This window comes from Neobacillus sp. DFD-2R (assembly GCF_057747865.1).
In genome coordinates this window covers 5,296,622-5,320,692 of the sequence record NZ_CM173228.1, presented here as the reverse complement: position 1 = coordinate 5,320,692, position 24,071 = coordinate 5,296,622, and the positions used below count along the sequence as shown (strand labels likewise).

Below are 24,071 nucleotides of genomic sequence, written 5' to 3'. Positions count from 1 at the left end.
TCATGTTATTGCCAAAACGCGTAAAATATCGCCGTCAGCACCGCGGGAAAATGCGTGGAAACGCAAAAGGCGGTACTGAAGTAACATTCGGTGAATACGGTCTACAAGCTACAGAAGCTTCTTGGATCACGAACCGCCAAATTGAAGCTGCACGTATTGCCATGACACGTTACATGAAACGTGGTGGTAAAGTGTGGATTAAAATTTTCCCACATAAGCCTTACACTGCTAAACCTCTAGAGGTACGGATGGGTTCCGGTAAAGGGGCACCAGAAGGCTGGGTTGCTGTTGTTAAACCAGGGAAAATCATGTTTGAAATCGCAGGCGTTTCGGAAGAAATCGCACGTGAAGCACTTCGTCTTGCAATGCACAAACTTCCTGTAAAATGTAAGTTTGTAAAACGAGAAGAAATTGGTGGTGAATCAAATGAAAGCTAATGAACTTCGTGACCTTACCACTGCTGAAATTGAACAAAAAGTAAAATCTTTAAAAGAAGAGCTTTTCAACCTGCGCTTTCAATTGGCGACTGGACAACTTGAAAACACAGCTCGCATACGTGAAGTACGTAAAGCGATTGCTCGCATGAAAACTGTGATTCGCGAGAGAGAAATCAGCGTTAACAAGTAAATGAGAGGAGGTTCACATAATGAGTGAACGTAACCAACGCAAAGTTTACACTGGACGCGTTGTTTCTGACAAAATGGATAAAACCGTTACTGTTCTTGTTGAAACATATAAAAAGCATCCTCTTTACGGTAAACGCGTTAAGTACTCTAAAAAGTTTAAAGCTCATGATGAGCAAAACCAAGCAAAAGTTGGCGACATCGTGCGTATCATGGAAACTCGCCCACTTTCAGCTACAAAACGCTTCCGTTTAGTAGAAGTTGTAGAAAAAGCAGTTATTATTTAATTGTTCGGATAAGTTTCATTCCGAAGGGAGGTTACACGCATGATTCAACAAGAAACACGTTTAAAAGTTGCTGACAATTCCGGTGCACGTGAGGTACTAACTATCAAGGTTCTTGGTGGTTCCGGCCGTAAAACTGCTGGGATCGGCGATGTTATCGTTTGTACAGTAAAACAAGCAACACCTGGTGGCGTTGTTAAAAAAGGTGACGTCGTTAAAGCTGTTATTGTTCGTACAAAAAGCGGTGCTCGACGCCCTGACGGTTCTTATATTAAATTTGACGAAAATGCATGTGTGATTATCAAAGATGATAAGAGCCCACGCGGAACTCGTATCTTCGGACCGGTTGCCCGCGAACTTCGCGACAACAACTTTATGAAAATCGTTTCTTTAGCTCCAGAAGTACTATAATTTAAATTCAAATGCCTTTAAGGAGGTGCTTAATGATGCATGTGAAAAAAGGTGACAAAGTAAGAGTCATCTCTGGTAAGGATAAAGGTAAAACAGGTGTAATCCTAGCTGCCTATCCTAAAGAAAGCCGAGTACTTGTTGAAGGTGTAAATATCGTGAAAAAACATTCAAAACCTTCTCAAGCGAATCCGCAAGGCGGAATCCTGAGCTTTGAGGCTCCAATTCATGTATCAAACGTTATGCCTATCGATCCTAAGTCCGGTAACCCAACTCGTGTAGGTTACACAACGGTTGATGGCAAAAAAGTACGCACAGCAAAATCCGGTGAAGTTTTAGATAAATAGTTTAAATTAAGAAGGGAGGTACAATAAGTGAACCGCCTAAAAGAAAAATTTGTTAAAGAAGTGACTCCTGCTCTTATGAGCAAGTTTGGCTATAAATCAATAATGCAAGTTCCAAAGCTTGAAAAAATCGTATTGAACATGGGTGTTGGTGATGCAGTTGCCAATGCAAAAGCACTCGATAACGCTGTTGAAGAACTTTCAACGATCACTGGTCAAAAGCCAGTTGTAACTCGTGCAAAGAAATCAATCGCCGGCTTCCGTTTACGTGAAGGTATGCCAATCGGTGCGAAGGTTACTCTTCGTGGTGAACGCATGTACGAATTCTTGGATAAATTAGTTTCTGTTTCTTTACCTCGTGTACGTGACTTCCGTGGTGTTTCTAAAAAAGCATTCGATGGTCGCGGTAACTACACTTTAGGTATTAAAGAACAATTAATCTTCCCTGAAATTGATTACGATAAAGTAAGCAAAGTTCGTGGTATGGATATCGTTATCGTAACTACTGCTAACACTGATGAAGAAGCACGTGAACTTTTAACTCAATTTGGAATGCCATTCCAAAAGTAATCGCTAAATAAGGGAGGCGAAAACGTGGCTAAAAAGTCAATGATTGCGAAACAAAAACGCACGCCTAAATATGCAGTACAAGAGTACACACGCTGTGAACGTTGCGGCCGTCCACACTCTGTATACCGTAAATTTAAGCTTTGCCGTATTTGTTTCCGTGAATTAGCATACAAAGGACAAATTCCTGGTGTTAAAAAAGCTAGCTGGTAAAACCCAAGTCTGGGAAGGAGGTAAAAATAATGGTCATGACAGATCCAATTGCTGATATGCTTACTCGCATTCGTAATGCGAATATGGTGCGTCACGAAAAATTAGAAGTGCCTGCTTCTAATATGAAAAAAGAAATTGCTGAAATTTTAAAGCGCGAAGGTTTCGTACGTGACGTCGAATTTATCGAAGACAATAAACAAGGTATCATCCGTATCTTCTTAAAATACGGTGCAAATAACGAACGTGTTATTACTGGTCTTAAGCGCATAAGCAAGCCTGGACTTCGAGTTTACGCAAAATCAAATGAGGTACCACGCGTTCTTAACGGTCTTGGTATCGCATTAGTATCAACATCACAAGGTGTTATTACAGACAAAGAAGCTCGTTCAAAACAAGTCGGCGGAGAAGTATTAGCTTACGTTTGGTAATAGAGTTTCTGAATGAATGGAGGTGCACTAAATGTCACGCGTAGGAAAAAAACCTATCGAAATTCCAGCTGGAGTTACGGTTACTGTTAATAAAAATGCTGTTACTGTAAGAGGACCTAAAGGCGAACTTTCTCGTACTTTTAGTCCTGATATTACAATTAACGTAGAAGAAAATTTAGTTACAATTACTCGTCCATCTGACGTTAAAGAACACCGCGCATTGCACGGAACAACTCGTGCGGTAATCGCGAACATGGTTGAGGGTGTTTCAACTGGCTTTACAAGAGGCTTAGAATTAATCGGGGTTGGTTACCGTGCTCAAAAGCAAGGGAACAAACTTGTATTAAACGTTGGTTACTCTCATCCGGTTGAAATTGAACCGGAAGCCGGACTTGAAATTGAAGTACCTGCTAATACAAAAATTGTTATTAAAGGTACTGATAAAGAACGTGTTGGTGCATTAGCTGCCAATATTCGCGGAGTTCGTCCTCCAGAGCCTTATAAAGGCAAAGGGATTCGTTACGAAGGCGAATTTGTTCGACGTAAAGAAGGTAAAACCGGTAAGTAATGCCGCATAGGTAAACGAAAGGAGTGACGTAAATGATTACGAAGCTTGATAAAAACGCTACTCGCAAGAAGAGACATGCACGTGTTCGTGCGAAACTTAGCGGAACTTCAGCTCGTCCACGTCTAAATGTGTTTCGTTCTAACAAACATGTTTATGCACAGGTTATCGATGACATGAGTGGTGTTACTTTAGCAAGTGCATCCACTTTAGATAAAGAATTAACTCTTGAATCTACAAGTAACGTTGAAGCTGCACAAAAGGTCGGAGAATTAGTTGCTAAACGTGCGGTAGAAAAAGGTATCTCATCTGTTGTCTTTGATCGTGGAGGATACCTTTATCATGGACGTATTCAAGCACTAGCTGATGCTGCCCGTGAAAACGGCTTACAATTTTAATAGGCAAAGGAGGGACACAAAAAGATGCGTCGTATTGATCCAAACAAACTTGAACTAGAAGAACGCGTAGTTACGGTTAACCGTGTTGCGAAAGTTGTTAAAGGTGGACGTCGTTTCCGTTTCTCTGCTCTTGTAGTAGTTGGAGATAAAAACGGTCATGTCGGTTTCGGTACTGGTAAAGCACAAGAAGTACCAGATGCGATTCGTAAAGCTATCGAAGATGCAAAGAAAAACTTAGTCGAAGTGCCAATGGTTGGAACTACTGTTCCTCACCAAGTAATTGGACGTTTTGGTGCCGGTGAAATTCTTCTAAAACCTGCTTCTGAAGGTACAGGAGTTATCGCTGGTGGACCGGTTCGTGCGGTTCTTGAATTAGCCGGGGTAGCTGATATCCTTTCTAAGTCATTAGGAACTAACACTCCGATTAACATGGTTCGTGCAACAATTGATGGTTTAAAACAATTAAAACGTGCTGAAGACGTAGCGAAATTACGTGGTAAATCAGTAGAAGAACTGTTAGGATAAGGAGGGAAATCAAATGGCGAATAAACTTTTAATTACCCTCAACCGCAGCGTAATTGGTCGCCCTGAGGACCAACGCGCGACAGTTACTGCTCTAGGATTACGTAAATTAAATCAAACAGTTGAGCATCAAGATAACGCTGCTATTCGCGGTATGATTAACAAAGTTGCTCACCTTGTAACAGTTAAAGAACAATAATTGATTCTTTTCTTTCATAAGGAGGTGCCAATATGAAACTTCATGAATTAAAGCCTGCGGAAGGTTCTCGTAAAGAACGTAAACGTTTAGGTCGCGGTATCGGATCCGGTCAAGGTAAAACAGCCGGTAAAGGTCATAAAGGACAAAACGCTCGTTCAGGTGGAGGCGTACGCCTTGGATTTGAAGGTGGTCAAACACCATTATTCCGTCGTTTGCCAAAACGTGGATTTACGAATGTCAGCCGTAAAGAATATGCGGTTGTTAACCTTGATACTTTAAATCGCTTTGAAGACGGTACAGAAGTTACTCCAGAACTTCTTATCGAAACAGGCGTTGTAAGTAACGAAAAAGCAGGAATCAAAATTCTTGCAAAAGGGAACGTAGAGAAAAAGTTGACTGTTAAAGCTAACAAATTCTCCTCTGCTGCTAAGGAAGCTATCGAAGCTGCTGGTGGAACTACTGAGGTGATCTAATGTTCCAGACAATCTCCAATTTTATGCGCGTGGGTGATATAAGACGTAAGATCATATTCACCCTTTTAATGTTAGTCGTATTTCGACTTGGTACATTTATTCCCGTACCAAACGTTAATGCTGAGGTTTTGGGTGCTCAAGATAAATTAAGTGTTTTCGGTATTTTAAATACTTTTGGCGGTGGAGCGTTAAAAAAATTCTCCATCTTTGCAATGGGTATTATGCCGTACATTACAGCATCCATTATCATTCAGCTTTTGCAAATGGATGTCGTACCGAAATTCACGGAATGGTCTAAGCAAGGGGAGGCCGGGCGACGTAAAATAGCCCAGTTTACCCGTTACTTTACTGTTGTTCTTGGATTTATCCAGGCAATAGGTATGGCCTATGGCTTTAATAACCTAACAAGCGGCCAATTGATTGAAAATCCCGGAGTCGGTACGTATCTTTTGATTGCGGTTGTGTTAACGGCCGGTACTTCTTTTTTGATGTGGTTAGGTGAGCAAATTACTGAAAAAGGTGTAGGAAATGGAATTTCTATTATCATCTTTGCAGGGATCGTTGCCGGTATTCCTACGACAGTCAATCAGATTTACGTACAGCAATTTCAAAACGCAGGAGAACAGTTATTCATTCGTATTGTTACTGTCGTTTTAATTGCTCTTGCCGTTATCGCAGTAGTTGTTGGGGTCATTTTCATCCAACAAGCTAACCGTAAAATTCCAATTCAATATGCAAAACGAGTAGTTGCAGGACGTAATCCTGTTGGAGGACAATCTACACATATGCCGCTCAAGGTAAATGCTGCCGGTGTAATTCCTGTAATCTTTGCAGTTTCCTTTATTGTTACTCCAAGAACAGTTGCATCATTTTTTCCAACAAATAGTGTTACGCTCTGGATTACAAAAGTTTTTGATTATTCTCATCCAATTGGGATGATTCTTTATGCAGCACTAATAATTGCGTTCACGTATTTTTATGCTTTTATTCAAGTTAACCCTGAACAGGCAGCGGAAAACTTACAAAAACAAAGCGGCTATATTCCCGGAATTCGTCCGGGTAAAAGTACGCAAGAATACTTAACGCGAGTTTTATATCGTTTAACATTTATTGGCGCCATTTTCTTAGCTGTTATTGCTGTATTACCAGTAATCTTTATTCAGATTGCTAACCTTCCGCAAACAGCTCAAATCGGCGGAACGAGCTTGCTGATCGTTGTGGGTGTAGCCCTTGATACGATGAAGCAGCTTGAAGCACAATTGGTTAAACGTCATTATAAAGGTTTTATTAAGTAAAGGGTTTGGGGAATCATTGTTCCCTAAAACCCATTAATTAGCACGAGGGGGGAACACGTGTGAATTTAGTATTAATGGGGCTTCCCGGTGCCGGTAAAGGTACACAGGCCGAAAAAATCGTCGAAAAATACGGCATCCCTCATATCTCTACCGGAGATATGTTCCGTGCAGCGATGAAAGAAGGAACGGAACTAGGCTTACAAGCTAAATCATTCATGGATAAAGGCGAACTTGTTCCTGATGAAGTAACAATCGGCATTGTACGTGAACGGTTAAGTAAAGAAGACTGTCAAAAAGGATTCTTACTGGACGGCTTTCCTAGGACGGTACCTCAAGCAGAAGCTTTGGAAAATCTCCTTGTTGATTTAAATAGGGAAATTGATTATGTGATCAATATCCAAGTTGACAAGGGCATTTTAATGGAGCGCTTAACAGGACGACGAATTTGTAAAGATTGTGGTGCTACTTATCATCTTGTTTTCAACCCGCCTCATCAAGAGGGGACTTGTGACCGCTGTGGCGGTGAGCTTTATCAAAGGGCAGATGATAATGAAGAGACTGTTCAAAACCGCTTGGATGTTAACATCAAACAATCTCAGCCATTATTGGATTTCTATGAATCAAAAGGGTATTTGCGTCCGATTAACGGTCAGCAGGACATTCGTAAAGTACTAGCTGATATCGAGCAATTACTTGGGGGCTTACATTAATGATCATTTGCAAAACCCCTAGGGAAATTGAGATCATGCGCGAAGCCGGGCGAATCGTCGCCTTAACCCACCAGGAGTTGAAGAAACATCTTACTCCCGGTATTACAACGAAAGAATTGGATTGTATTGCTGAAGAATTTATTCTTGCTCACGATGCTTTTCCTTCATTTAAAGGGTATAATGGATTTCGCGGCAGCATCTGTACTAGCGTGAACAACCAACTTGTTCACGGGATTCCTGATGATCATGTTCTAAACGAGGGCGATATTATTAGCATCGATATCGGTGCGAAATACTGCGGCTACCATGGGGATTCTGCATGGACATATGCTGTAGGAAAAATTGATAAGGATACTCAGCGTCTTTTAGACGTAACAGAGGAATCTCTTTATCAAGGACTAAACGAAGCAAAACCAGGTGAGCGACTCTCGAACATTTCCCATGCGATTCAAACGTATGTGGAAGCAAATGGCTTTTCTGTTGTGCGCGAGTATGTAGGACATGGAGTTGGGCAAGACTTACATGAAGAACCTGATATTCCTCATTATGGTCCGCCAAACAAAGGTCCGAAACTATTGCCTGGAATGGTACTGGCAATTGAACCAATGGTAAATGCCGGCAGCCGCTATGTGAAAACATTGGCTGATAATTGGACAGTTGTTACAGTAGACGGAAAAATGTGTGCTCATTTTGAGCATACAATTGCGATTACTGAAACAGGATTTGAAATTTTAACCAAAGCGTAAGTCCAGGTGATTTCAATGTTCAATACCGGATTTATTCCGCAAATAGGGCAATTTGTAATAGTTACTAGCGGACGGGATGCAGGTCAATATGCTATAATTGTAAGGTTGGATGAAAAGTTCGTTTATCTTGCGGATGGAGATAAGATTACCTTTGACCGTCCAAAGAAAAAGAACCCGCGTCATTTACAATTCATTGATCAAATATCTTCTGAGGTTCAGAACAGCATGAAGGAAATAGGGCGTGTGACGAACGGAAAGCTTCGCTTTGCACTTACAAAGTTTTTAAATGAACGCATATCTGAAAAAGAGAAGGGAGACGAGACCCATGGCCAAAGATGATGTAATTGAAATTGAAGGTAAAGTAATTGAAACTTTGCCAAATGCAATGTTTAAGGTAGAATTAGAAAATGGTCATACTGTGCTAGCTCATGTTTCTGGTAAAATTCGAATGCATTTCATTCGTATCCTTCCGGGTGACAAAGTGACTGTTGAGCTATCTCCATATGACTTAACACGCGGAAGAATTACCTACCGCTTTAAATAATCTGCTTGCACTCCGTACTACTAAGGAGGTTAGGATAATGAAAGTAAGACCATCTGTTAAACCGATCTGCGAAAAGTGCAAAGTTATCCGTAGACGCGGAAAAGTTATGGTTATCTGTGAAAACCCTAAACATAAACAAAAACAAGGTTAATTTTTGAAGGAGGTGCGCTCATTATGGCACGTATTGCTGGTGTAGATATTCCACGTGAAAAACGTGTAGTTATCTCTTTAACTTACATTTATGGTATTGGTAAAAATACTGCACAAAAAGTTTTGGCAGAAGCGGGAGTTTCTGAAAATACAAGAGTGCGTGATTTAACTGAAGACGAATTGAACAAAATCCGTGACATCATCGACAAGTTAAAAGTTGAAGGTGACCTTCGCCGTGAAATTTCTCTTAACATTAAGCGTTTAATGGAAATCGGCTGCTACCGCGGGTTACGTCATCGTCGTGGTTTACCGGTTCGTGGACAAAATACGAAAAACAACGCTCGTACACGCAAAGGTCCTCGTAAGACTGTTGCGAACAAGAAGAAGTAATCGGCAAAGGAGGTTATTTAAATGGCACGTAAAACTAATACACGTAAACGTCGTGTTAAAAAGAATATTGAATCAGGTATTGCACATATCCGTTCAACATTTAACAACACTATCGTAACAATCACTGATGTTCATGGGAATGCAATTTCATGGTCAAGTGCAGGTGCGCTTGGATTTAGAGGTTCTCGTAAATCTACTCCATTCGCTGCACAAATGGCTGCTGAAACTGCTGCAAAAACATCAATCGAACATGGTATGAAAACTTTAGAAGTAACGGTTAAAGGACCTGGCGCAGGACGTGAGGCTGCAATTCGTGCTCTTCAAGCTGCTGGCCTTGAAGTTACAGCAATTAAAGACGTTACACCTGTTCCTCATAATGGATGCCGTCCACCAAAACGTCGTCGTGTTTAATTTTTCTGTATAGAATTTGTATCATGCGTCTATAATGGGATATGATACTGATTTTTGAAGTTTATACAGAAAATTTATTCCAGTTGTTGTGCACAAAACGGGAACGTATACATGGGGGAATTTCGGTTAGATAGTTAATCTATTCGAAGTTTCGACGTTTTGAAGGAGGGTTATTTGATGATCGAAATAGAAAAACCAAAAATCGAAACGGTTGAGATCAACGATGATGCCAAGTACGGTAAGTTCGTCGTAGAGCCACTTGAGCGTGGATATGGTACCACTTTGGGTAACTCCTTACGTCGTATCCTATTATCTTCACTCCCAGGTGCCGCTGTTACATCGATTCAGGTCGATGGGGTACTTCATGAGTTCTCAACAATTGAAGGCGTCGTAGAGGATGTAACATCCATCATTTTGAACATTAAAAAATTGGCTTTAAAAATCTACTCTGATGAAGAGAAAACGCTTGAGATTGATGTACAGGGTGAAGGAACTGTCAAGGCTGGTAATATTACGCATGACAGTGATGTGGAGATTTTAAATCCTGACCTTCATATTGCTACATTAGCAACAAGCGGCCATCTTCGCATGCGTTTAACTGCTAAACGAGGTCGCGGATATACTCCGGCAGATCAAAATAAGAGAGAGGATCAACCAATCGGTGTGATTCCTATTGACTCTATTTATACTCCGGTTTCGCGTGTTTCCTATCAGGTAGAAAATACACGTGTTGGTCAAATGACAAATTATGATAAGCTAACGCTTGATGTTTGGACAGATGGAAGCACGGGGCCAAAAGAAGCGATTGCTCTTGGTTCGAAAATTTTGACCGAGCATTTGAATATTTTCGTTGGTTTAACCGATGAAGCGCAAAATGCTGAAATTATGATAGAAAAAGAAGAAGACCAAAAGGAAAAAGTTCTTGAAATGACTATTGAGGAACTTGATCTTTCTGTTCGTTCTTATAACTGCTTAAAACGTGCAGGAATCAACACTGTTCAGGAATTAGCTAATAAAACTGAAGAAGATATGATGAAAGTACGTAACCTAGGTCGCAAATCACTTGAAGAAGTGAAGGCGAAACTAGAGGAGCTTGGTTTAGGCTTACGTAAAGACGACTAGTATTTGTAACTATGATCTCTCGTTAGCTAAACTATCGATTAATGACTTCAACAAAGGAGGGAACCCTTCATGGCATACAGAAAGTTAGGACGCACAAGTGCACAGCGTAAAGCTATGCTGCGTGATTTAACAACAGATTTAATTATCAACGAGCGCATTGAAACTACAGAAACTCGCGCGAAAGAACTTCGTGTGACTGTAGAAAAAATGATCACTTTAGGTAAGCGCGGTGATTTACATGCCCGCCGTCAAGCTGCTTCTTATGTACGTAATGAAGTTGCTGATGCTGAAAACGGTACAGATGCAGTTCAAAAGCTTTTCGCTGATATCGCTCCACGTTACCAAGAGCGTCAAGGTGGATACACTCGAATTATGAAACTTGGACCACGCCGCGGTGACGGTGCACCAATGGTTATTATCGAGTTAGTTTAATACCTTTTAACAGACAACAAGGGCGCTGGACAGTTTACAAACAAACTTGTTCTTTGCCCTTTTTCTGTAAATGAATAATATGTTTCAACCAAGCCAAACGAGTGTTATGATGAGCGTGACTCCTTTTAAGGAGCAAAATAGGAATGATCTATTCTCCTTGGAAAGAAATCATTTTCATGATTCTTTTTCACGTCTCGTCTAGCTCATGCACCTCCTCCCATTTCTTTTATAGAAATCCCGGATTTTACAGCAGATAGTATACGTTTCTGCTAGGGACGAGGTGCAGGCTTTTTTTGTATTGTAAAAAATAGTAAGAGATTAGATTAGCAGAGATGAGAGGAGGAATCGTACGATGAAAAAGCCGGTTGTTTCCCTTGATGGAGTTTCCTTTCAATACGAAGCACAGGAGCGTTATGCTCTTCACAATGTAAGCTTTAAAATATTTGAAGGCGAATGGCTAGCGATTGTGGGTCATAATGGCTCAGGTAAATCCACAATGGCCAAGCTTTTAAATGGTCTGCAATTTCCGCAACAAGGGGAGATTACAGTTTGCGATATAAAGCTAACAGAAGAGTCTATCTGGGATATTCGCAAGCAATTAGGCATGGTTTTTCAAAACCCTGATAACCAATTTGTTGGTACTACGGTTCAGGATGATGTGGCTTTTGGTTTAGAAAATCACGGAATACCAAGGGATGAGATGGTCTCTAGGGTAGAGGATTCGCTTAAAAAAGTCAAAATGGATCGTTTTCTTAATCAAGAGCCCCACCATCTCTCCGGTGGACAGAAGCAACGGGTTGCAATTGCCGGTGTCCTCGCATTAAGGCCGTCAATTATCATCTTAGATGAAGCGACATCCATGCTTGACCCAAGAGGAAGGGAAGAAGTATTAGAGACGGTTAGAAATTTAAAAGATGAAAAGCTTTTGACGGTTATCTCGATTACCCATGATTTAGAAGAAGCTGCAAAGGCAGATCGAATCATTGTTATGAACAAAGGGGAAGTTTATCGTGAAGGGACTCCTGAAGAGATATTTTCAATGGATGATGAATTAATCTCATTAGGCCTTGATATCCCGTTTTCGGTGAAAATGAGTAAAGCATTCCGCCAAAAAGGGATCAATTTTTCAAAGCGTTATTTATCGGAAGAAGAGTTGGTGACAGAGTTATGGACATCTCACTGCAACATGTAGAGTATCGTTATCAGGCAAATACTCCTTTCGAACGGCTCGCCATTGAAGATGTATCCATTGATATAAAGTCAGGCACCTATATGGCGATTATCGGACATACCGGCTCAGGTAAGTCGACGGTTTTGCAGCATCTAAACGCACTTTTGCAGCCCACAGAAGGAAAAGTAAGAATTGGTGATCAAGAAATAAAGGCAAAACAGAAAAATAAAAACCTAAAACAAGTTCGACGTAAAGTGGGAATTGTTTTTCAATTTCCTGAACATCAGTTGTTTGAGGAGACGGTTGAAAAAGATATTATTTTTGGTCCAATGAATTTCGGCGTATCTGAATCAGAAGCGAAGAAAAAGGCTCTGAAGGCGCTTAATCAGGTTGGATTGCAAGAAGAAATTCTGGAAAAATCACCGTTTGACCTGTCAGGCGGGCAAATGCGCCGGGTAGCCATTGCGGGGGTCCTTGCCATGGAACCGGATGTGATTGTTTTAGATGAACCAACCGCAGGATTAGATCCGCGCGGCCGTAAAGAGATTATGGATATGTTCTATCAGCTGCATAAGGACAGAAGCCTTTCAACCATCCTGGTGACACACAGTATGGAGGATGCAGCCAGATATGCTGACCAAATTGTCATCATGCAGCAAGGGAAACTGGTCAAAAAGGGATCACCCGAAGAGATTTTCTCATCACCGGCTGAACTGATCAAGATGGGTTTAGATGTACCCGAAGTCGTTCGTTTCCAGCTCAAGCTCGAGGAAAAGTTAGGCTTAAAACTTGGAAAAGTCTATTTAACAATCGAACAGTTATCTTCCGCCGTTTTTGATTTAATCAGCAGAGGTGAACGGGTATGATGGAAAAAATGATTTTTGGCAGATATGTTCCCGCTGATTCTTTCATTCACCGGATGGATCCGCGATCTAAATTGATTGTTATTTTCTTATTTGTTTGTATTATTTTTCTTGCGAATAATTGGGTCACATACGCACTTATAGGAATTTATACATTTTTGATGCTTGGATTGTCGCGGATTCCCTTACGATTTTTATATGTGGGCTTAAAGCCGGTCATCTGGCTTGTTCTTTTTACCTTTGTTCTGCAATTATTTTTTACAAAGGAAGGAAACCTGCTATTAGAGCTTGGTCCTTTGAAAATTTATCACGAAGGTCTCAGACAAGGAATTTTTATCTCAATGAGATTCCTTTTCTTAATTTTAATGACGTCACTGTTAACGTTAACGACGACACCGATTGAAATTACCGATGGAATTGAAACCCTTTTAAATCCATTGAACAAGGTCCGCTTTCCGGTTCATGAAATGGCTTTAATGATGTCTATTTCATTGAGATTTATCCCTACACTTATGCAAGAAACGGATAAAATTATGAAGGCTCAAATTGCCAGAGGGGTCGAGTTTGCGGGCGGACCAATAAAAGAGCGAGTCAAAGCGGTTATTCCGCTCTTAATTCCATTATTTGTGAGTTCATTTAAACGTGCGGAGGAGCTTGCGATCGCGATGGAAGCAAGAGGATACCGCGGCGGCGAGGGGAGAACCAAGTATCGTCAATTAAACTGGAAAACGGCAGATTCCCTACAGCTTCTCCTGCTAGTCATTCTAACGGTATTCTTATTTTCATTACGTTCATAAATGGAGTAAAAAAATGCAAAGGTATAAGTGCATCATTTCATATGATGGATCAGGCTTTTCCGGTTATCAGGTCCAACCAAATAAGCGAACGGTCCAAAGCGATATTGAAACAGTTTTAACAAAAATGCATAAGGACGAGCGTGTTTTGGTGTCCGGTTCGGGAAGAACGGATGCAGGAGTCCATGCCAAGGGTCAGGTGATTCACTTTGATTCCCCCCTTCCGATTCCGGAGAAGAAATGGGTATTAGCCTTAAATTCTTTACTTCCTGAGGATATTGTTGTCCTTTCCGTTGAAAAAGTAGACCCGTCTTTTCATGCCCGTTTTGACGCAACAGGAAAAGAGTATCGGTACTTTCTTTATCTTTCCTCAACAAGAGATCCGTTTCAGCGTCATTATGCCTATCAATATCCTTATCTTTTAAATATTGAGGCCATTCGCGATGCCAGCCAATATTTACTTGGAACTCATGATTTTTCCAGCTTTTGCTCTGCTAAAACAGAAGTTGAAGATAAAGTTAGGACTATTGAAAAAATTGATTTGGTAATGGAAGGCGAATTATTTTTAATTCGTTTTGTCGGGAATGGATTTTTGTATAACATGGTTCGTATACTGGTTGGTACATTATTAGAGGTAGGGACAGGGGCGCGGGAGCCAATGGAGATTCGTGATATTCTAGAAAAAAAAGACCGTCGTTACGCAGGAAAGACGGCACCGGCTCACGGTTTATATCTTTGGGAAGTATTTTACAAATAAATTTTATAAAGCAACCTAACCTGGTGTAACATTTTCTTGACATTCAGCCTAGGAGAATTTATTATATTATATGTGTGTGTTTTTAATCCCACGATAAAGCCCCGGAAAGTCTTCATCGTGATTGAAAATATGTGTTTAGAAAATTGAGCGCACAATGGTTTTTAACGTTCATTCCCGGAACAGAATCGAACGTTGACTGCTTATGATGGTGCGAAAAAATAATCTTTAATGGATTTAATTAGGAGGGAAACTCATGCGTACAACGTTTATGGCAAATGCCAACACTATCGAGCGTAAATGGTACGTTATTGATGCGGAGGGCAAAACTCTTGGACGTCTTGCTTCTGAAGTAGCATCAATTTTACGTGGTAAAAATAAACCAACTTTTACACCACATGTAGACACTGGTGATAATGTTATCATTCTTAACGCTTCTAAAGTTGAACTAACAGGTAAAAAACTTACTGACAAAATTTACTACCGTCACACAAATCACCCAGGTGGTTTAAAACAAAGAACTGCATTGGAAATGCGTACTAACTATGCTGAGAAAATGATCGAACTTGCTGTTCGCGGCATGCTTCCAAAGAATTCTCTTGGCCGTCAAATGTTTAAAAAATTACATGTATATGCTGGCAGCGAACATCCGCACCAAGCACAAAAACCAGAAGTTTACGAACTTCGCGGTTAATTAAGAGGGAGGGAATTAACTTGGCACAAGTTCAATATATTGGTACTGGTCGTCGTAAGAGCTCTGTCGCACGTGTGCGCTTAGTTCCAGGCAGCGGTAAAATTGTAGTTAATGGTCGTGACATCGTAGATTATATCCCATTCGAAGCTTTACGTGTTGTTGTTAACCAACCGTTAGTAGCTACTGAAACTGTAGGCAGCTATGATGTTCTTGTTAACGTAAGCGGCGGTGGATACACTGGTCAAGCCGGCGCAATCCGCCACGGTATTGCTCGCGCATTACTTCAAGCTGATCCTGAATATCGCCCAACATTAAAGCGCGCAGGTCTATTAACTCGTGATGCACGTATGAAAGAGCGTAAAAAATACGGTCTTAAAGGTGCCCGTCGTGCGCCTCAGTTCTCAAAACGTTAATTTCAAGCGTTTCAAGGCTCTCAACCTTCATTGGTTGGGAGTCTTTTTTATGCTTGAAATTAACTTTTGACCACATATAACCACAAATTATAACTCAATGTATCTTTTATTCATGAATAGTATTCTTTATAAGCTGTGTTTTTTAATCACGAAATTAATCTTTACGTTTTGATAAGATAAACGGAGCGGATATCGATAATTTCGAGTAAAATCCATGGTACTCTTATCAAAGAACATGGCACTAGCTAAGTCACATCTTATTGGCGTAAACGTCACTTTTTGTGTAAAGCGAGAGTTTGTTTGTCTAAGTTTATTAAACGTCTAGAATTCTTTGTTTTTGGCTGCTGAAGTAAAAACTTTCCTTAATGGTGAAAAAGAACATGAGAAGAAAATAAAAGCATTAGCAGCAGACAAAAATAGCTACTTGAACCTCGATCAAAAACAAGCGATATCCTTAATACAGTCCCATAAAAAAGGGCTGATTGGAACGGTTATTTTTGTATCGCAATGCGATATAAGTTGCAAATAAACCTAAAAACCTTCATATTTAATAGAAAAGGAGGACCGATATGCGACGTGATATACAGACGAATGAACGAGCTTTCTCTTCCAAGGAAGTGGCAGAAGAAGTGGGAATTGCAACACCCACTGTTCGAAAGTATGGACAAATATTAGAGCGAAATGGATATGAGTTTTTAAAAGATGGCGATCGGCGTATCTTTGTTCGAACCGACATCGAAGCGCTTATAGCGTTACGCGATACGGACAAGCCGTTAGACGATACAGCAAAAGAGCTTGTGAATCAACAACAAGAAAGGTTAGAAGGACACAATGAAAATGAGATTGCGATATCCGATACATATGACAATTTACCCCAAGACCCCAAACAATTAAAAGAAATTTTAATTTATTTAGCCAATGAACTCGCAGCCACACGTGAAATGAATGTTCAACTAACAAACGATATGTCTCAGCTTAAAACCACTGTTTCCCGGCTCCAGCAAGATCATCATGTTATAAGTTCTAGTATTGGGAATTCAGCCCAAAAAACTCATGCTAAAATTGAAAAATTAAATGAACAACAAAGAGCCCATTTCGAAACATTGCTGCAACAAGAAAAACAAATAAGCGATTTCTTACAAAAAGAAATACAAACTGTGCGGGACGAACAGAGAAAAGAATGGCTTTTACAAAATGATTTTAATAAACGGTTAGAAGAAGCGATACAAATACCACAAGGAAAATGGGACTGGCTATTCTCCATATTTCGTAAATAAGTTGCTGTTTAAGGCTATTTTTGCTTCACTGTGTAAAGGTTGTGGAAGCATATTCTTAACTAGAATTGGTACCTGCTATTTAAAAGGCCGGAGAAACGTCCAATGATTCGGACTATCTACAAAAAGCAAACGAAGGCCCTATTTTAGTGTTTCGTATCGCTAGGTGATATAACTTACAATTAAATCCAAAACCTTCACATTTAATAAAAATTAAAGTCCGATTTGCAGCATGATTACAGCAGAATGAACGATCTTTCATACATGGATGCGGAAGAATAAGTGGAGATGCAACGCCCACTGTTCGAAGGTATGGTCAAATCTTAGAGCGAAATGGATATGAGTTTTTAAAAGATGGCAATCCCCATATTATTGTTCAATCCGAATTGAAGCGCATATATCGTTACGCGATACGGACAGCCCCCATGACGAACAGCTAAAGACCTTATATCAACAAAAAAGAAAGATTAAGGATCCAAGGAAACAGAGATTGTGATACCGGATACATACAACAATTTAACCCGCAATCCCATTCAATTAAATGAGATCTTAATGTTTTTAGCCAATGTGCTCACAGCCGCTCGTGAAATGAATGTCCAACTGACAAATGATAGGTCACAGCTTAAAACATCGGTTTCTCAGATCTGACAAGATTATTATGTTATAAGTTTTAGTATTGGAAATTAAGCGCAAAAAACTTTTGTTAAAAAGAAAAATTAGCTGAACATCCCCATTACGAAATAAGTTTCGACTATTCGGATTCACTATTTTTCAAATTCCAACAAATTCCCGGGAAATATCTACAAATTCTGAGTAGATATCGACAAAAATAGAAGCTTCTAAAAGCCTTTTGTTTTAGCTAATAAGAAAGTGACTACTATACAATATAGAATACAAATTCAAGGATCCGCAGCTAGATAAGAAACGCTCCATTCCATATGTCACTAAACGGCTGTATACGCTTTTCTAGGCTTTTGACACATTTTGTAGAAATTATGCATTTGATGTATAATATTATCTGGAATAAAGGAACAAATTCAAATGTATTAAATGTTCAGATTCAAAGTGGAAAGAGAGTGTTCATAATGGGCCGTAAGTGGAATAATATTAAAGAAAAAAAAGCTTCAAAAGATGCAAATACGAGTCGTATTTATGCGAAATTTGGTGTTGAAATTTATGTTGCAGCGAAACAGGGCGAACCAAATCCGGAATCCAATCAGGCTTTAAGGTTTGTACTTGAACGGGCAAAAACCTATAATGTACCGAAACATATTATTGACCGTGCAATTGATAAAGCGAAGGGTGGTTCTGAAGAGAGCTATACTGAACTTCGTTATGAAGGCTTCGGACCAAACGGATCAATGGTTATCGTAGATGCCTTGACTAATAATGTGAACCGGACTGCATCAGATGTGCGTGCTGCATTTGGTAAAAATGGCGGTAACATGGGAGTAAGCGGTTCAGTGGCCTATATGTTTGATGCAACCGCTGTTATCGGGGTCGAAGGTAAAACAGCGGATGATGTGCTTGAACTTTTAATGGAAGCAGATGTAGACGTTCGGGATATTGTAGAAGAAGATGAAGCTGTTATCGTGTATGCTGAACCAGACCAGTTCCATGCTGTTCAGGAAGCATTCAAAAATGGGGGTATAACTGAATTTACAGTAGCCGAATTAACAATGCTTGCCCAAAATGATGTAACTCTTCCGGAGGATGCACAAGCAAAATTTGAAAAAATGATTGATGCATTAGAAGATTTAGAAGATGTCCAGCAAGTTTACCACAATGTGGATTTAGGTGAATAAATCGTTTGCGTTTTCAAGGCTTTCAACCTATTTTGGTTGAAGGCCTTTTTATGTTCGAAAACTGTTTTAATCCTTGAAAAAAGGCAAAAGCTTAGAAAATAAAAAATTGGAAATGGAAAACGGTTAGTCCTTTGCATTTCTTATGAACATGGGATGAAAAATAGTCCTAAGAGGTGAAAAGTGAGTGAATGTAATTACAACCTTTAAAGAAAAACGTCGGGAAAAACAAATTAAATATGAGCGTTCCGTTTTACGGGACTTATCCATCAATATGTTAAAGGAAAGAGTAAAGCACTATTTTGGTTCAACGAGAATTTCTTCGATTTTTGTGATGAACACAGGAATTGAAGAAGCATGTTATGATGTTGCTCTTGAGGCCTATTTGTTAGGGGCCAAATTTAGTAAATTTGGCTATCACGGAGAAGACTTAGAAGAAGTTCGGTCCCGTTGCAATAAAGAAGAGAACCATTTGATTGATACTTTGTATAACTTTTTACTTTATTGGGGAAATGGCGAAGAAGGAACCATGAGTGAATCCCTTTATTATTTATGTGAACAGTATGTTCATGTTTGGTGGAGGGAAGGGTTCGACAAAGGCCAAAGGCGTCATAAGCTTCGTCTGCACTAACTATGGTAAATGTCCAGATCAGTGCCTAGGGGCTCGGGATCATAAGTCCCTGAGCAAGGCGCTTCCGCTTTTCGTACAGTCATTTCTTCCTGTTCTAATTTTGGTCCTTGTCCCATATAGTTAAATGAACATGGACGAGCGGGAAGGAATGATTTGGTTGTTAAAGCGAAGATTGAAAATCATCGGTTTTTCTGTGGGATTACTTATTTTATTTCTTATTTTACAACACGATTTTATGGAAAATAATTCATGGAAGTCATGGAATCTCCCTTTATCGGGGAAAATCATTTTGATTGATCCCGGTCATGGTGGACCCGATGGCGGTGCCGGAACCGATCAAACGCTTGAAAAAGACATAGCACTATCGATTTCATTAAAAGTAAGGGATTATCTTCAACAGCAAGGTGCTCTCGTTAATATGACTCGTGATACAGATATCGATTTAGCGGATCCTGATACACGGGGCTATAGCAGAAGAAAAGTAGAAGATCTTAAAAAACGATTAAAATTAATAAATGATACAGATAATGATTTTTTTGTAAGTATTCATTTGAATGCCATCCCTTCTTCTCAATGGAGCGGGGCACAAACCTTCTACGCTCCCCAACACGAAGAAAATGCCAAAGCGGCAAAATTTATTCAAGACGAGCTTCGCAGAAATTTAGGGAATACAACGCGTAGAGCAAAGCCGCTTAGTCATGTTTATATCTTAAAAAATGCGAAAAAACCAGGTGTATTGGTTGAAGTGGGGTTTTTATCAAATCCAAAAGAAAAGGCAAATTTGAAAAAGGATTCGTACCAAGAAAAAGTGGCGGCATCCATTTATAAGGGAATAATTCGATATTTTACGAATGAAAAAGAATTAAAAGAACCAGATTAAAGAAGGTGCTGCCACACCTTCTATTTTTTCATGTTTAAAAAATAGTGTTTCCAAGGTGTAGATGTGCTTATATGTGATTCATTTAACTGCTTCCATTAAGGGATATGGTATACTGGATAATGGGAACGAATTCATATGGTGAGGTGTTTTATAGATGTTAACAGAAGAGAAAGTACGGGAGGTACTTGGCAGCCTTAAAGAGCCATTTTTACATAAAACATTAGCTGAATTAAATGCCATTGAGGAAATTAAAATAAAAGAAGAAAAAAACCATGCAAGTGTTAAAGTGGCAATCGCCAAAACAGGCACTGCGGAACAATTACAGCTGCAAACCCAGATTGTCAATCTATTAAAGGAAGCGGGTGCTGAGACTGTTGGAATCCGTTTCAGCGAGCTTTCCGAAGAAGTGTTAGCGCAGCATCGTCAGTCTTCACCTGAAGCAAAGGAGAAAAACCTGCTGACATCGGATACAACTTTTATCGCGATCGCGAGCGGAAAAGGCGGGGTAGGTAAATCAACGGTTTCAGTTAACCTAGCTGTAGCCCTTGCCCGTTTAGGTAAAAAAGTCGGTTTGATTGACGCTGATATTTATGGTTTTAGTGTTCCTGATATGATGGGAATTACTAAAAGACCTGTAGTTAGAGGGGAAAAAATTATTCCTGTTGACCGTTTTGGCGTTCAGGTCATTTCTATGGGCTTCTTTGTCGAAGATAATGCACCCATTATCTGGCGCGGCCCGATGTTAGGAAAAATGTTAAACAGCTTCTTTAATGAAGTGGAGTGGGGAGAGCTTGATTATTTGCTATTAGATTTACCTCCGGGAACGGGAGATGTTGCATTAGACGTTCATACGATGCTTCCGGCATGTAAGGAAATCATCGTGACAACCCCGCATCCAACTGCCGCGTTCGTAGCTGCACGCGCGGGTGCGATGGCACTTCGGACTGATCATGAGATTCTTGGTATTATTGAAAATATGGCCTATTTTGAAAGCAAGCTGACCGGTGAGAAAGAATATGTATTTGGCCAAGGCGGCGGTGATAAACTAGCAGAGGAATTACGTACCGAGGTTCTTGGACGTTTACCGCTGAATCAGCCGGATTGGAACGAAGAGGACTTTGCACCATCGATCTATCAAGAAGATCATCCGTTAGGAAAAATTTATCTGGATATAGCTGAAAAGGTTACAAATCTGATTAAAAAATAAATAAATGAAAGGCTGACCTTTTATGGTCAGCCTTTGTTTTTTGCCAAAAACGTTTACGCTCCACTGCTGGATTGTCCTCCGGATTTATTTTGTCCGCTGGATTGGGTTCCGCCTGAATCACTTTTTCCACCGGACTTACCCTTTAAATCCTCGGCAGCTTTTATAAGAATATCTTGCATTTTGACTTTAAATAATGGACTGTCGATGGTCTCAGTAATCACTTGTTGAAGGTGGGACCGATAGTCTTTACTTTTTAAAGCATCTGCCAATTCCTGTTGAATGGCCGGTTCTTTAAAAACTTGGATCATCATTTGCCTGTATTGCGGATCATTCATTAACGCTTTCAATAAATTTTCATTTTCGGATCTCATATTTTTGGCAACGCCTTGGGCAAATTTTGGATCACTGAAGGTTTTTTTCCAAAAGTCTGTTGCTTTATCGCTAGTAAGGGTTTGCTGAATGGTATCAGTAACAACCTTTTGATCCATGACGAGTTTCTGTTTCATTTTTTCATCAGACATGACGTCTTGAATTGCTTTCTTACCCTCATCTGTTTTGAGAATATCAACGACCATTTTTTTGGTTTGATCGTAATCCACTTGCCCTCCACTACTTGATTCTTTGGAAGAACAGCTTGTTAGGAACAACATGATGAAGAGGAGGAGCAATAGTTCTTTTATTTTCATTTAAAAGCTCCTTTCACATAAGAATCCTTAATTTTAGGATGGAGAAAATGAGCTAAGATTATTCGTAAGTATTTCTAAATGTAGATTTTTGATATTTGGATTGGTACAATCAGTATGGAATTTATTTTTTGGAGGAAAAAAGTGTGACGAGCCGCAATTGGGTAAGATTGTTTATGACCACATTATTAGTAGGCGGACTTACGACGGCTATTGTGGGTTTTATTGTTCGTTGGAGTGAATTTCAGCCCTATTTTTCGGGTTTTAGAATAATGGATATTCTCTCCACTACATTATGGTTAATTGTTATGGGGTTTCTTTTTAGTGTTATAAGCCAAATGGGCTTTTTTGCGTATTTAACTGTACATCGTTTTGGTTTAGGTATTTTTAAATCCGTTTCATTATGGAATGCTGTTCAGGCAGTACTTATTTTATTTGCATTATTTGATTTAGTCTATTTACGATATGTTAATTTTGCCAAATCGGGGGAACCTATTTTACCATATTTTCTTCCGGCAGTAGTGCTTTTGCTTATAGGCCTGATTGTTGCTTGGTTTAAAATTAGGCAAACCAATCAATCAGCTTTTATCCCGGCCCTCTTTGTTATGATTGTTGTGACATTAGTGGAATGGGTACCTGTTCTTCGTGTGAATGAAAAAAGCTGGCTTTATCTTATGATGTTTGCTTTAATGGCTTGCAATGCGTACCAATTATTAATACTTCATAAATTGAATTCACAGTCCGAACAGGAAAGACAGAAGCGTGAACTACAATCCGGTTCTGCTAAGGGTAAACCGAATAATAAAAAACCATCCATTTAACCATAAAGATTTTACTTCATGAGTGTATACACTAAAATCGCAAGAAGGAAACACACGGCATTTCACAAAGAAATCGTGTGTTTTTTTGTTGTTATATTAAGGTGCGAATTCAACCGGGGATTTGAATGGTATTTTTAAGATCAATGCGAGGTTTTTTTGGAAAGGTGAAGCGGGGAATTGCCTGGGATAGTCTGAATGAGAGGCTAATTCGGACAGGGCAGACGAGAAATTCCCTCCAAAGAACTATCCATAAACAGCATAAGGAAAGAAGGGCGCCGAGAAGACTTCGAGCCCTTCTTTAAAAACCATTAGTTAAAAGTTTATGATTAGTGTTGAGCCTCCTTGTGATTTCCAGCTTTGGACCTCACCATCCGTTTCGTATATAACAGGGCGGTTTTTTGTTTTCTAATATTCATTTGTCTTATATCGAAATTAGTTCAATGTTAGGACCCGGCTAATTAATTTCCTTTGATTGGACATTACCATTGGCAATCATTTCTGAAGTTGATACAAGCTTCAGCCCTTTTTGTCGAATATTTTTTATAATTTGCGGCAAAGCCATTGCGGTTTGTTTTGCTGAATCTGAAGCATGAAGAAGGACAATATCACCTTTAGTGGCTGCTTTCACATTTTGAACGATTGCCTCTACTCCCGGATTGGTCCAATCCTTAGAATCCACACTCCAATGGACAACGGTATATCCGTATCGTTCCGCAATCTTTAAAGTTCTTTTATCAAAATGTCCTGTCGGCGCACGTAACAATTTTATATCCTTTACATTTAACTTTTTAAAGACTTCCTGTGCTTTTGAAATATCATTTCCAATTTTGACATCCTCTAAATGTTGATAATCCACATACGCGTAGCCGAGAATACCTATTTCAAAGCCTTCTTTTACGATACGATTTACAATATCCGGATGTCTTTCTGCCCAAGAGCCTGCCAAGAAGAAGGTAGCAGATTTTACGTTTTCCTTTTTTAAAGTATCTAAAATAGGCTCTGCCTTCTCGTCACCCCAACCGATATCAAAGGTGAGTGCCAAGTCCTTTTCTCCCCGATAAACAGCCTTTGGGCCATCCTTGGTTGAAAAGACAGGAATTTGCGCTAGGTTTTCCATATAGAGGAACCATGCAGTAAAAAATGCAGCAATAAGAATTAATGAAATATTCTTTAAAGCCTTTCCGTTTAATACAAAAAAGAAATTCATGAATACCACCTCGTCCATTCCATCCTTGTCTAAACCTATGCTTGTTTTTTAAA

General features: G+C 39.7%; 38 protein-coding genes. 36 read left to right on the top strand and 2 right to left on the bottom strand.

Translation table 11 applies throughout. The annotated features are described in order from the left end of the window. The first annotated feature begins 2 nt into the window (after nucleotides 1–2). From rplP to AC3ANV_RS26575, 35 genes are all read left to right on the top strand, one after another. Nucleotides 3–437 (top strand): 50S ribosomal protein L16, encoded by a 435-nt coding sequence (rplP, locus tag AC3ANV_RS26745; RefSeq protein ID WP_307413428.1) that lies wholly within the window; start codon nucleotides 3–5, stop codon nucleotides 435–437. After that, entirely contained in the window at nucleotides 427–627 is a 201-nt protein-coding gene (gene rpmC, locus AC3ANV_RS26740; protein ID WP_026574095.1) for a 50S ribosomal protein L29, read from the top strand. Before rplP ends, rpmC begins: the two co-directional genes overlap by 11 nt. A gap of 19 nt (nucleotides 628–646) precedes the next feature. Further along, nucleotides 647–910, top strand: coding sequence for a 30S ribosomal protein S17 (gene rpsQ, locus AC3ANV_RS26735; protein WP_042453972.1), 264 nt, complete (start codon nucleotides 647–649; stop codon nucleotides 908–910). 39 nt (nucleotides 911–949) lie between these two features. Beyond that, on the top strand, nucleotides 950–1,318 hold the full coding sequence (rplN, locus tag AC3ANV_RS26730) for a 50S ribosomal protein L14 (protein WP_488311558.1): 369 nt from the start codon (nucleotides 950–952) through the stop codon (nucleotides 1,316–1,318). A 35-nt stretch (nucleotides 1,319–1,353) separates the two neighbouring features. Continuing rightward, a complete protein-coding gene (rplX, locus tag AC3ANV_RS26725) occupies nucleotides 1,354–1,662 on the top strand; it encodes a 50S ribosomal protein L24 (protein WP_488314344.1) in 309 nt (102 codons plus the stop codon). Between the two features lie 27 nt (nucleotides 1,663–1,689). Further along, nucleotides 1,690–2,229 (top strand): 50S ribosomal protein L5, encoded by a 540-nt coding sequence (gene rplE, locus AC3ANV_RS26720; protein WP_488311557.1) that lies wholly within the window; start codon nucleotides 1,690–1,692, stop codon nucleotides 2,227–2,229. Between the two features lie 24 nt (nucleotides 2,230–2,253). Continuing rightward, complete coding sequence (locus AC3ANV_RS26715) at nucleotides 2,254–2,439, top strand: type Z 30S ribosomal protein S14 (RefSeq protein WP_034676107.1); 186 nt, start codon at nucleotides 2,254–2,256, stop codon at nucleotides 2,437–2,439. A 29-nt stretch (nucleotides 2,440–2,468) separates the two neighbouring features. Next, entirely contained in the window at nucleotides 2,469–2,867 is a 399-nt protein-coding gene (rpsH, locus tag AC3ANV_RS26710; protein WP_488311556.1) for a 30S ribosomal protein S8, read from the top strand. A gap of 31 nt (nucleotides 2,868–2,898) precedes the next feature. Beyond that, complete coding sequence (gene rplF / locus AC3ANV_RS26705; protein WP_488311555.1) at nucleotides 2,899–3,435, top strand: 50S ribosomal protein L6; 537 nt, start codon at nucleotides 2,899–2,901, stop codon at nucleotides 3,433–3,435. 32 nt (nucleotides 3,436–3,467) lie between these two features. Next, nucleotides 3,468–3,830 (top strand): 50S ribosomal protein L18, encoded by a 363-nt coding sequence (gene rplR, locus AC3ANV_RS26700; protein ID WP_488311554.1) that lies wholly within the window; start codon nucleotides 3,468–3,470, stop codon nucleotides 3,828–3,830. 24 nt (nucleotides 3,831–3,854) lie between these two features. Beyond that, complete coding sequence (gene rpsE / locus AC3ANV_RS26695) at nucleotides 3,855–4,355, top strand: 30S ribosomal protein S5 (RefSeq protein WP_101645945.1); 501 nt, start codon at nucleotides 3,855–3,857, stop codon at nucleotides 4,353–4,355. A 13-nt stretch (nucleotides 4,356–4,368) separates the two neighbouring features. Then, the gene (gene rpmD, locus AC3ANV_RS26690; RefSeq protein WP_307413407.1) at nucleotides 4,369–4,551 is read left to right on the top strand and encodes a 50S ribosomal protein L30; all 183 of its coding nucleotides are present in this window, start codon (nucleotides 4,369–4,371) and stop codon (nucleotides 4,549–4,551) included. A 32-nt stretch (nucleotides 4,552–4,583) separates the two neighbouring features. Then, nucleotides 4,584–5,024: a 50S ribosomal protein L15 gene (gene rplO / locus AC3ANV_RS26685; RefSeq protein WP_488311553.1), complete on the top strand. Its 441-nt coding sequence runs from the start codon at nucleotides 4,584–4,586 to the stop codon at nucleotides 5,022–5,024. Next, nucleotides 5,024–6,319: a preprotein translocase subunit SecY gene (gene secY / locus AC3ANV_RS26680; RefSeq protein WP_488311552.1), complete on the top strand. Its 1,296-nt coding sequence runs from the start codon at nucleotides 5,024–5,026 to the stop codon at nucleotides 6,317–6,319. Before rplO ends, secY begins: the two co-directional genes overlap by 1 nt. A 59-nt stretch (nucleotides 6,320–6,378) precedes the next feature. Beyond that, nucleotides 6,379–7,029, top strand: a complete 651-nt coding sequence (locus tag AC3ANV_RS26675) for an adenylate kinase (protein ID WP_488311551.1) — start codon at nucleotides 6,379–6,381, stop codon at nucleotides 7,027–7,029. Continuing rightward, nucleotides 7,029–7,775, top strand: coding sequence for a type I methionyl aminopeptidase (map, locus tag AC3ANV_RS26670; protein ID WP_488311550.1), 747 nt, complete (start codon nucleotides 7,029–7,031; stop codon nucleotides 7,773–7,775). The genes AC3ANV_RS26675 and map overlap by 1 nt, the downstream gene beginning before the upstream one ends. Nucleotides 7,776–7,790: 15 nt before the next feature. Continuing rightward, on the top strand, nucleotides 7,791–8,114 hold the full coding sequence (locus AC3ANV_RS26665) for a KOW motif-containing protein (protein WP_488311549.1): 324 nt from the start codon (nucleotides 7,791–7,793) through the stop codon (nucleotides 8,112–8,114). Then, the gene (gene infA / locus AC3ANV_RS26660) at nucleotides 8,101–8,319 is read left to right on the top strand and encodes a translation initiation factor IF-1 (protein ID WP_007085268.1); all 219 of its coding nucleotides are present in this window, start codon (nucleotides 8,101–8,103) and stop codon (nucleotides 8,317–8,319) included. The genes AC3ANV_RS26665 and infA overlap by 14 nt, the downstream gene beginning before the upstream one ends. A 37-nt stretch (nucleotides 8,320–8,356) precedes the next feature. Continuing rightward, the gene (gene rpmJ, locus AC3ANV_RS26655) at nucleotides 8,357–8,470 is read left to right on the top strand and encodes a 50S ribosomal protein L36 (RefSeq protein ID WP_000868344.1); all 114 of its coding nucleotides are present in this window, start codon (nucleotides 8,357–8,359) and stop codon (nucleotides 8,468–8,470) included. A gap of 23 nt (nucleotides 8,471–8,493) precedes the next feature. Beyond that, nucleotides 8,494–8,859: a 30S ribosomal protein S13 gene (gene rpsM, locus AC3ANV_RS26650; RefSeq protein ID WP_166243776.1), complete on the top strand. Its 366-nt coding sequence runs from the start codon at nucleotides 8,494–8,496 to the stop codon at nucleotides 8,857–8,859. 21 nt (nucleotides 8,860–8,880) lie between these two features. After that, nucleotides 8,881–9,270, top strand: a complete 390-nt coding sequence (gene rpsK, locus AC3ANV_RS26645) for a 30S ribosomal protein S11 (protein WP_024027886.1) — start codon at nucleotides 8,881–8,883, stop codon at nucleotides 9,268–9,270. A 177-nt stretch (nucleotides 9,271–9,447) separates the two neighbouring features. Continuing rightward, a complete protein-coding gene (locus tag AC3ANV_RS26640) occupies nucleotides 9,448–10,392 on the top strand; it encodes a DNA-directed RNA polymerase subunit alpha (protein WP_488311548.1) in 945 nt (314 codons plus the stop codon). A gap of 69 nt (nucleotides 10,393–10,461) precedes the next feature. Continuing rightward, nucleotides 10,462–10,824 (top strand): 50S ribosomal protein L17, encoded by a 363-nt coding sequence (gene rplQ / locus AC3ANV_RS26635; RefSeq protein ID WP_488311547.1) that lies wholly within the window; start codon nucleotides 10,462–10,464, stop codon nucleotides 10,822–10,824. 352 nt (nucleotides 10,825–11,176) lie between these two features. Next, entirely contained in the window at nucleotides 11,177–12,016 is an 840-nt protein-coding gene (locus tag AC3ANV_RS26630; RefSeq protein ID WP_488311546.1) for an energy-coupling factor ABC transporter ATP-binding protein, read from the top strand. Then, complete coding sequence (locus AC3ANV_RS26625) at nucleotides 11,992–12,861, top strand: energy-coupling factor ABC transporter ATP-binding protein (protein ID WP_488311545.1); 870 nt, start codon at nucleotides 11,992–11,994, stop codon at nucleotides 12,859–12,861. Before AC3ANV_RS26630 ends, AC3ANV_RS26625 begins: the two co-directional genes overlap by 25 nt. Next, on the top strand, nucleotides 12,858–13,655 hold the full coding sequence (locus AC3ANV_RS26620) for an energy-coupling factor transporter transmembrane component T family protein (protein ID WP_488311544.1): 798 nt from the start codon (nucleotides 12,858–12,860) through the stop codon (nucleotides 13,653–13,655). The genes AC3ANV_RS26625 and AC3ANV_RS26620 overlap by 4 nt, the downstream gene beginning before the upstream one ends. Before the next feature lie 13 nt (nucleotides 13,656–13,668). Then, nucleotides 13,669–14,409, top strand: a complete 741-nt coding sequence (gene truA / locus AC3ANV_RS26615) for a tRNA pseudouridine(38-40) synthase TruA (RefSeq protein WP_488311543.1) — start codon at nucleotides 13,669–13,671, stop codon at nucleotides 14,407–14,409. 253 nt (nucleotides 14,410–14,662) lie between these two features. Continuing rightward, nucleotides 14,663–15,100: a 50S ribosomal protein L13 gene (rplM, locus tag AC3ANV_RS26610; RefSeq protein WP_488311542.1), complete on the top strand. Its 438-nt coding sequence runs from the start codon at nucleotides 14,663–14,665 to the stop codon at nucleotides 15,098–15,100. A gap of 20 nt (nucleotides 15,101–15,120) precedes the next feature. Beyond that, a complete protein-coding gene (rpsI, locus tag AC3ANV_RS26605; protein ID WP_488311541.1) occupies nucleotides 15,121–15,513 on the top strand; it encodes a 30S ribosomal protein S9 in 393 nt (130 codons plus the stop codon). A 337-nt stretch (nucleotides 15,514–15,850) separates the two neighbouring features. Then, nucleotides 15,851–16,042, top strand: a complete 192-nt coding sequence (locus tag AC3ANV_RS26600) for a hypothetical protein (RefSeq protein ID WP_488311540.1) — start codon at nucleotides 15,851–15,853, stop codon at nucleotides 16,040–16,042. Nucleotides 16,043–16,082: 40 nt separating this feature from the next. After that, nucleotides 16,083–16,790 carry a hypothetical protein gene (locus AC3ANV_RS26595; protein WP_488311539.1) on the top strand — a complete coding sequence of 236 codons (708 nt, stop codon included), beginning with the start codon at nucleotides 16,083–16,085 and terminating at the stop codon, nucleotides 16,788–16,790. Between the two features lie 1,082 nt (nucleotides 16,791–17,872). Next, complete coding sequence (locus AC3ANV_RS26590) at nucleotides 17,873–18,592, top strand: YebC/PmpR family DNA-binding transcriptional regulator (protein WP_488311538.1); 720 nt, start codon at nucleotides 17,873–17,875, stop codon at nucleotides 18,590–18,592. Nucleotides 18,593–18,776: 184 nt separating this feature from the next. Beyond that, nucleotides 18,777–19,220 carry a YbaK family protein gene (locus AC3ANV_RS26585; protein ID WP_488311537.1) on the top strand — a complete coding sequence of 148 codons (444 nt, stop codon included), beginning with the start codon at nucleotides 18,777–18,779 and terminating at the stop codon, nucleotides 19,218–19,220. Between the two features lie 148 nt (nucleotides 19,221–19,368). Continuing rightward, entirely contained in the window at nucleotides 19,369–20,100 is a 732-nt protein-coding gene (cwlD, locus tag AC3ANV_RS26580) for an N-acetylmuramoyl-L-alanine amidase CwlD (protein ID WP_488311536.1), read from the top strand. A 154-nt stretch (nucleotides 20,101–20,254) separates the two neighbouring features. Beyond that, entirely contained in the window at nucleotides 20,255–21,307 is a 1,053-nt protein-coding gene (locus AC3ANV_RS26575; protein WP_488311535.1) for an Mrp/NBP35 family ATP-binding protein, read from the top strand. A 53-nt stretch (nucleotides 21,308–21,360) separates the two neighbouring features. Here the strand turns inward: AC3ANV_RS26575 and gerD are convergent, their stop codons facing one another. Then, nucleotides 21,361–21,993, bottom strand: a complete 633-nt coding sequence (gene gerD / locus AC3ANV_RS26570) for a spore germination lipoprotein GerD (protein ID WP_488311534.1) — start codon at nucleotides 21,991–21,993, stop codon at nucleotides 21,361–21,363. Between the two features lie 143 nt (nucleotides 21,994–22,136). Here gerD and AC3ANV_RS26565 point away from each other — a divergent pair, with 143 nt between their 5' ends. Next, complete coding sequence (locus AC3ANV_RS26565) at nucleotides 22,137–22,811, top strand: KinB-signaling pathway activation protein (RefSeq protein WP_488311533.1); 675 nt, start codon at nucleotides 22,137–22,139, stop codon at nucleotides 22,809–22,811. 454 nt (nucleotides 22,812–23,265) lie between these two features. Here AC3ANV_RS26565 and pdaB read toward each other — a convergent pair whose 3' ends face one another. After that, entirely contained in the window at nucleotides 23,266–24,018 is a 753-nt protein-coding gene (gene pdaB / locus AC3ANV_RS26560) for a polysaccharide deacetylase family sporulation protein PdaB (RefSeq protein ID WP_488311532.1), read from the bottom strand. Between the last annotated feature and the right edge of the window lie 53 nt (nucleotides 24,019–24,071).